Raw genomic sequence first — 6529 nt, forward strand, 5'->3', positions numbered from 1 at the left:
GGTGACCCTGTGGCGTGACACCGGCGTGGTGCTGCGGGTGCAGAAGCTCGGCGAGGCCGACCGGATCGTCACGCTGCTCACCCGCCGCCGCGGCAAGGTGCGCACGGTGGCGAAGGGGGTGCGGCGCACCCGGTCGCGCTGGGGGGCGCGCCTCGAGCCGTTCAACCACGTCGACGTCCAGTGCTACACGAGAAGCGGGGCTACTACCGGCCGCTCCCTCGACATCGTCACGCAGGCGCAGACCGTCGACGCCTTCGGCGCCGGCATCATCGGCGACTACAGCCGCTACACGGCAGGCTGCGCGATGCTGGAGACGGCCGACCGGCTCGTCGCGGAGGAGGGCGATCCGGCGCTGCGCGTCTACCTGCTGCTCGTGGGGGCCGTGCGGGCGCTGGCCGGCCGGGAGCGGGACCCGTCGCTCGTGCTCGACGCGTTCCTCCTGCGCGCGATGACCCATGCCGGGTGGGCGCCCGCGATCTCCGAGTGCGCCCGCTGCGCCGAGCCCGGCCCGCACGCCGCGTTCAACATCGCCGCCGGGGGAGCGGTGTGCCCGCGCTGCCGCCCGCCGGGCTCGGTGCGGCCGTCGCTGGAGACGTTCACGCTGCTGGACGCGCTGCTGCACGGCGACTGGGACGCCGCCGACAGCGCCACTGCGGTGACCCGGCGCGACACGAGCGGGCTCGTGGCCGCCCACCTGCAGTGGCACATGGAGCGGCAGCTGCGGTCGTTGCCGCTGGTGGAGCGCCGGGTCACGACCTGATCGGTGACCGGCGCGCGAACTCCGGCGCGTGCTCGGGACGCAGCCCCACGCCGATCAGGTACGCCGGCACGAACGATGCCGCCGGGATCGCCGACAGCAGCGCGACGATGGGCTTCGGCGGCCCCTGTCGCTCACCGTCGATGATCGGCTTCAGGACGGCGCGGTGCAGGACCTGCTGCAGGGTCTGCACGGCGATCGTCGGCACGAGCCTCCGCCTGCGCACTCCGGCCAGCACGTCCGCGCCGACGGCACCGCGACGCAGCGGCTCGGCCAGCAGGGTGGCCGCGGCGACGGCGTCCTGGACGGCGAGGTTGATCCCGACCCCGCCGATCGGGGACATCGCGTGCGCCGCGTCCCCGATGCAGAGCAGCCCGTCGACGTGCCAGCGGTTCAGCCGGTTCAACCGGACGTCGAGGTGCTTGACGTCGTCCATCGACGCCAGCTCGCCGACCCGGTCCGCGAGCCACGGGACCGTGGCGGCGATCTCCCGGCGGAACCACTCGACGCCGCGCTCGCGGAGCTGGGCGTCGCTGCCCTTCCGGCCGAAGTACGCGAGCTGGAGGAAGCCCTCCCGCGGGATCACCAGCACGAAGCGGCGGCTGCGCACGACCGGCGTCAGGGCTCCCGGGTCGTCACCCGGCCTGCGGGGCAGCCGGAACCACCACGTGTCGATCGGCACCGGCAGCTCCTTGGGCTCCAGCTCCGCCTGGGCGCGGGCGATCGACCAGCGGCCGTCGCAGGCCACCGTGAGGTCGGCCCGCAGGTCGTGGAGCTCGCCGTCCTCCGTGCGGTACCGCACGCCGCGGACCCGCCCGCCTTCGCGGACCAGCTCGGTGACCTCGGCGCGCATCCGCAGCGTGAACGAGGACTCCTCCGCTCCCGCCTCCGCGAGCAGGGTGAGCAGGTCCCACTGGGGCACCATCGCGATGTAGGGATGGGCCACCTTCAGCCGACGCAGGTCGCCGATGACGACCCGGGACCCGTCGGGGAACGGGAAGGCGATCTCGCGCACCTCGCTGTGCGGGAGGTCGGCGAAGCGCCCGCCGAGCCCGAGCTCGTCGAGCAGCTGCAGCGTGGACGGGTGGACGGTGTCCCCGCGGAAGTCGCGCAGGAAGTCGCCGTGCTTCTCCAGGACGGTGACCTCGACGCCCGCCCGGGCGAGCAGGAGGCCGAGCACCATGCCGGCCGGTCCGCCGCCGACGATCGCGCAGGTCGTGTGCTCGCTCATCTCGCCCCCTTTTTCATCGTCTGATGAATAAGGCCGACGGTACTCCGCCCCGGTCGCGGCGTCCAGTCGGTCAGGACCCGAGGTAGCGCAGCACCGCCAGGACGCGCCTGCTGTAGCCCGCCGCCTCCGGGATGCCCAACTTCCCGAAGATCGAGGCGACGTGCTTCTCCACGGCGCTGACCGACATCCGCAGCCGGTCGGCCGTCCCGGCGTTGGTGAGGCCCTCGGCCATGGCGTCGAGCACGTCGCGTTCCCGCGGCGTGAGGCGGGAGAGCGGGTCGGCGCGGTGTCCGGCGGCGAGCAGCTGCCGCACCACCTCGGGGTCGAACGCCGCACCGCCCGCACCGACCCGCTCCAGCGCGTCCAGGAACTCCCCGACCTGGGCCACGCGGTCCTTGAGCAGGTACCCGACGCGGCCCCCGCCGTCCCCGATCAGCTGGGCGGTGTGCCGGCGCTCGACGTACTGCGACAGCACGAGTACCCCGACCCGCGGCCACCGGCGGCGGATCTCCAGCGCCGCCACCACGCCCTCGTCGCTGTGGCTCGGCGGCATCCGCACGTCGGCCACCACGACGTCGGGCTGGTCCCGCTCGACGGCCCCGAGCAGGGCTCCCGCGTCGCCCACCGCGGCCAGCACCTCGTGGCCCTCGTCGACGAGCAGGCGGACGAGCCCCTCGCGCAGCAGCGCGGAGTCCTCGGCGATCGTCACGCGCACGGCAGCTCCGCGGTGACGACGGTAGGACCGCCGGGCGGGCTGTCCACGGTGAGGACGCCGTCGGCGGCAGCGACCCGGCGGGCCAGGCCTGCGAGGCCGCCGCCTCCCGGGTCGGCGCCGCCGCGGCCGTCGTCGCGGACCGCCACCCGCAGCCGCCCGTCCACCACCGTCACCTCCACGTCGACGCGCAGCGCGCCCGAGTGCTTGGCCGCGTTCGTCACTGCTTCGCTGATCAGGAACCAGGCCGCCGCGCGCACGGTAGCGGGCGGCTCCGCGGGCAGGTCGCAGCGGATGCGGACGGGCAGGGGTGCCCGCTCGGCCACCGACTCCAGCGCGGCCGCGAGCCCGCCGGTGTCCAGTGCCGCCGGGTAGACGCGCCACGACACGTCGCGCAGCTCCACGAGCGCGTGCCGGGCCTCGTCGTGGGCCTGCGCGACGAGCTCCTCGGCCCGGTCGGGGTGGCGACGGGCCCTTCCGAGCAGCATGCCGAGCGCGACGAGGCGCTGCTGCACGCCGTCGTGGAGGTCCCGCTCGATGCGGCGCCGCTCGTCGTCGACGGCCGCGACGACGGCGTCGCGGGTGCGCGCGAGCTCCTCGACGCGCTGTGCGAGCCGCTCCTCGCGGGAGGGCGTGAGCAGCCGGGCGAGCAGGGCGCGGTCCCAGCGGGCCACGCCCGCGGCACCGGCGAGCGCGAGGTAGAGCAGCACGGCGCCGGGGACGGCGTAGTAGGCGATGGCGCCGCCGCTGATGACGGTGCCGGGGTCGCGCTCCAGCATCCACGGGGTCTGCGTGACCCACGAGAACACGAGCGTGACCGCGAAGGCCAGGCCGAGGCCGAGCAACGCGAGCACCGCGCCGCCCAGGAGCCCGACCGGGATCCGCGCGGCGAGGTAGCGCAGTGCCCTGTCCGGGGCCGGCTCGGTGCTGCCGCCCGCCCCGTCGAGGAGGGCCACGACGCGGCGGCGTTCCAGCGCCGCGAGCCGCCGGACCGCCGTCTCCGCCGCCTGCCGGAGCGCGGGCAGGAGCAGGGCCGCGGCGACCGGGAGGGCGAGCGCAACGTGCGCCACGGCCGAGCAGGCACCGAGCGTGACGCCCCCGCCGGTGCGCACCCACGTCCGCACGGGGGTTACCGGGGTGCGCGGCGCGGCGGTGCGTCGGGCCGGACCACCGGTATCCGCTGGGTCGGCTGCACCCCCCACTCCGTCGACGACGGCTCGGCCGACCACTGCCGCGGCGGCTCCTGCGGCCGGACCCGGATCGCCGGCATCCGCTCCGTGGGGGCGTCGTCCGGACCGGTCTGCGCGGTGCCCCCGCCCCGGACCCGCAGGACCACGAAGACCACCACCGCGATCGCGACCGCCGCGAGCACCACCTTCGAGAGGATGCCGGCGTAGCTCTCGACGACGTGCCAGTTCTCGCCGAGCACGTATCCGGACACCACGAAGATGGAGTTCCAGATCAGGCTCCCCGCGGCGGTGAGGGTGAGGAACAGCGGCACGCTCATGCGCTCGACCCCGGCCGGCACCGAGATCATGCTGCGGACCAGCGGCACCATCCGCCCGAAGAACACCGCCTTCGCGCCGTGGCGGGCGAACCAGGCCTCCGCCTTGTCGATGTCGCCGACGTCGACGAGCGGCATGCGGTCGGCGATCGCGCGCAGCCGGTCGCGCCCGAGTGCGGCGCCCAGGCCGTAGAGCGCGAGCGCACCGACCACCGACCCGAGGGTCGTCCAGACGATCGCGGCGACGAGGCTCAGCTCCCCCCGGGACGCGGCGAACCCCGCGAGCGGCAGGAACACCTCGCTCGGCAGTGGCGGGAACACGTTCTCGAGGGCGATCGCGAGGCCGACGCCGGGGGCGCCGAGCGTCTCCATCAGATCGACGACCCATCCGACGATGCCGTCGAGCTCCAGCGCCCCGCCAGGGGAGGTTGGTGCGTTCATCGGCGGATCCAGCCGTTCGCTGGCAAGGCGGAGGGGAGTCCTCGTGCCGGGCGTACTCGGACTTCCCGACAACGCAGCCAGCGGGCGGCTGGGCCGTCGAGGGACGCGGCGAACCTCTCCTGGCGGGGCGCTCGGGCGGGGGCGGTCATGATTCACACGGTAGAGGGATGGGCGGTTTGCCCGGACTGGGGCGCTCGCCGGAGGGACCCTGAGGTTTCCCGCACCCCGGCCCCTAGGGTTGTCCTCGTGAGCGAGCGCCAGCGAGCGAACCGATGTCACAGCGCCGCCGCGAAGCGCTGGCCGAGCGCCGGCGAGGCCATGCGATGAGCCGGTTCCAGCCTCCGCCGCCGCACCCCTCGGGCGCGCGCCCCCCGGCGATCCCACCCGAGCTGGTGCCGAACCACGTCGCACTCGTGATGGACGGCAACGGGCGCTGGGCCAACGCCCGCGGCCTGCCCCGGATCGAGGGCCACCGCCGTGGCGAGGCCGCACTGATGGACGTGGCCCGCGGCGCGATCGACATCGGCGTCCGGTGGCTGTCGGCGTACGCGTTCTCCACGGAGAACTGGAAGCGCAGCCCCGACGAGGTGCGTTTCCTGATGGGCTTCAACCGGGACGTCATCCGCCGCCGTGTCGACGAGATGGACGCGATGGGCGTGCGGGTGCGCTGGGCGGGCCGCCGCCCGCGGCTGTGGCGCTCGGTGATCAAGGAGCTGGAGATCGCCGAGGAGAAGACGAAGCACAACGACGTGCTGACGCTCACCATGTGCGTCAACTACGGCGGGCGGGCGGAGATCGCCGACGCCGTGAAGCAGATCGCTCGGCTCGCCGCCGAGGGCCGGATCCGGCCCGACAAGGTCGACGAGCGGATGATCGCCCGGTACCTCGACGAGCCCGACATGCCCGACGTCGACCTGTTCGTGCGCTCCTCCGGTGAGCAGCGCACCTCGAACTTCCTGCTCTGGCAGTCGGCGTACGCGGAGCTGGTGTTCCTCGACACGCTCTTCCCCGACTTCGACCGCCGCCACCTGTGGGAGGCGGTCGAGATCTACGCGCGGCGCGACCGCCGCTTCGGTGGCGCCCTCGACACTCCGGAGGCTGCCTCATGACCGGTGCCATCGCCGAACAGCTCGCCGTGGCCCGCGCGGCCCTGGAGCGTTTCCACGACGTCACCGCCGACGACGACGGCGCGCTCACCTTCGCCCACGGCGGCGTCGTCTGCGCACTGCAAGGCCTGGACATCGAGGAGGGTCTGCCGATCCTCAACCTCACCTGCGTCGTGGCCTGGGACCTGCCCATCGAGTCCGACGTCCCCGGCCAGGTGGCGCTCGGGATGGGCGAGGGCCTGTTCGGCACGGCGCGCGTGATCCGCGGCAGCGCAGGCTGGGACGTCACGTGGCGCTACGCGTTCCCCGCCTCCGGCCTCGACGAGAAGGCGATGGGAACGCTGCTGATGCTCGTGGTGAGCGGCGCCTCCAGCCTGCGCGCGGCGCTGGTGCCCGAGTAGCCGACCGGTGGTCCGCTCAGCCCGGCGATGCGACGTGCGCACCCGGGCCGGGCTGGAAGACGGACTCGTGGCCGTCCTGCCAGCGCACCCGGTAGCAGGTGCGGTCGCCGGAGCCGATCACCTCGAGGACCTCGCCCTCGCGCCGTCCCTGGTCGACGGTGGTGCCTTCCACCACGATGTGGTCGCCCGCTTTCGCCTCCATCGGCAGGTCAACTCCCTCCGGGTCCGGGCTCCCCCCGATGCTCCCGCAGCAGGCTGTCGCGGTCCAGGGGGCGCATCCCATCGGGTCCCCGCAGAGTCACACACCAACTCCGGTGCCGGCACACCAACTGCAGTTGGTGTGCCGGCACCGGAGTTGGTGTGCGAGCGGCTCGTCA

The 6529-nt window shown here is 74.1% G+C and carries 8 protein-coding genes; 3 read left to right on the forward strand and 5 right to left on the reverse strand.

The window, feature by feature from the left end; translation table 11 throughout:
* Window position 1 precedes the first annotated feature (1 nt).
* Complete coding sequence (recO, locus tag ABEA81_RS27330) at window positions 2-760, forward strand: DNA repair protein RecO (protein ID WP_345608521.1); 759 nt, start codon at window positions 2-4, stop codon at window positions 758-760.
* Here recO and ABEA81_RS27335 read toward each other — a convergent pair.
* The 4 genes from ABEA81_RS27335 to ABEA81_RS27350 all read right to left on the reverse strand — a co-directional run bounded on the left by ABEA81_RS27335 (window position 750) and on the right by ABEA81_RS27350 (window position 4645).
* Window positions 750-1988, reverse strand: a complete 1239-nt coding sequence (locus ABEA81_RS27335; RefSeq protein WP_345608523.1) for an FAD-dependent oxidoreductase — start codon at window positions 1986-1988, stop codon at window positions 750-752. The genes recO and ABEA81_RS27335 overlap by 11 nt on opposite strands.
* Window positions 1989-2058: 70 nt before the next feature.
* Window positions 2059-2703 (reverse strand): response regulator transcription factor, encoded by a 645-nt coding sequence (locus ABEA81_RS27340; protein WP_345608525.1) that lies wholly within the window; start codon window positions 2701-2703, stop codon window positions 2059-2061.
* Entirely contained in the window at window positions 2694-3824 is a 1131-nt protein-coding gene (locus ABEA81_RS27345) for a sensor histidine kinase (RefSeq protein WP_345608527.1), read from the reverse strand. Before ABEA81_RS27345 ends, ABEA81_RS27340 begins: the two co-directional genes overlap by 10 nt.
* A 5-nt stretch (window positions 3825-3829) precedes the next feature.
* Window positions 3830-4645: a DedA family protein gene (locus tag ABEA81_RS27350; protein ID WP_345608529.1), complete on the reverse strand. Its 816-nt coding sequence runs from the start codon at window positions 4643-4645 to the stop codon at window positions 3830-3832.
* A 323-nt stretch (window positions 4646-4968) separates the two neighbouring features.
* Here ABEA81_RS27350 and ABEA81_RS27355 point away from each other — a divergent pair, with 323 nt between their 5' ends.
* Together ABEA81_RS27355 and ABEA81_RS27360 are read left to right on the forward strand one after the other, a co-directional pair.
* Entirely contained in the window at window positions 4969-5754 is a 786-nt protein-coding gene (locus ABEA81_RS27355) for an isoprenyl transferase (protein ID WP_345608531.1), read from the forward strand.
* On the forward strand, window positions 5751-6152 hold the full coding sequence (locus ABEA81_RS27360; protein ID WP_345608533.1) for a hypothetical protein: 402 nt from the start codon (window positions 5751-5753) through the stop codon (window positions 6150-6152). Before ABEA81_RS27355 ends, ABEA81_RS27360 begins: the two co-directional genes overlap by 4 nt.
* Before the next feature lie 16 nt (window positions 6153-6168).
* Here the strand turns inward: ABEA81_RS27360 and ABEA81_RS27365 are convergent, their stop codons facing one another.
* A complete protein-coding gene (locus ABEA81_RS27365) occupies window positions 6169-6354 on the reverse strand; it encodes a DUF1918 domain-containing protein (RefSeq protein WP_345608535.1) in 186 nt (61 codons plus the stop codon).
* Window positions 6355-6529 lie beyond the last annotated feature (175 nt).

The sequence above is a fragment of the Pseudonocardia adelaidensis genome, from assembly GCF_039543345.1.
Lineage (GTDB): Bacteria > Actinomycetota > Actinomycetes > Mycobacteriales > Pseudonocardiaceae > Pseudonocardia > Pseudonocardia adelaidensis.

Coding starts and splice junctions, on each gene's coding strand:
- ABEA81_RS27335 (WP_345608523.1), bottom strand. CDS start 1,988: ATGAGCGAGCACACGACCTGCGCGATCGTCGGCGGCGGACCGGCCGGC.
- ABEA81_RS27350 (WP_345608529.1), bottom strand. CDS start 4,645: ATGAACGCACCAACCTCCCCTGGCGGGGCGCTGGAGCTCGACGGCATC.
- ABEA81_RS27355 (WP_345608531.1), top strand. CDS start 4,969: ATGAGCCGGTTCCAGCCTCCGCCGCCGCACCCCTCGGGCGCGCGCCCC.
- ABEA81_RS27360 (WP_345608533.1), top strand. CDS start 5,751: ATGACCGGTGCCATCGCCGAACAGCTCGCCGTGGCCCGCGCGGCCCTG.
- ABEA81_RS27365 (WP_345608535.1), bottom strand. CDS start 6,354: ATGGAGGCGAAAGCGGGCGACCACATCGTGGTGGAAGGCACCACCGTC.